At 54.2% G+C, this 240-nt stretch carries 1 protein-coding gene; it reads left to right on the plus strand.

Annotated features, from left to right (window positions below; all coding sequences use genetic code 11):
* The coding region (locus SB822_RS60460) for an aminopeptidase (RefSeq protein WP_410859567.1) at positions 1-240 on the plus strand (240 nt) is incomplete at both ends.

Here is a 240-nt window from a genome sequence, read left to right on the forward strand (position 1 = left end):
TGCCGCATTCCTCGCCGATCTCGCAGAGCGGGCTTTTGTTCTACAACACGTTGTTCGATGAAAATGCCGCAAGCCACATCGCGCTTGGCCAGTGCTATTCCAAGTGCTTTATCGACGGCGCAAAACTGACACCGGAACAGATCAAGGCGCAGGGTGGCAATTCGAGTCTCATCCATATCGACTGGATGATTGGTTCCGGCCAGATCGACGTTGATGGCATCAATGCGGATGGAACCCGAG

Origin of the sequence: Paraburkholderia sp. SIMBA_054, assembly GCF_046534875.1 — a bacterium.
Lineage (GTDB): Bacteria > Pseudomonadota > Gammaproteobacteria > Burkholderiales > Burkholderiaceae > Paraburkholderia > Paraburkholderia hospita.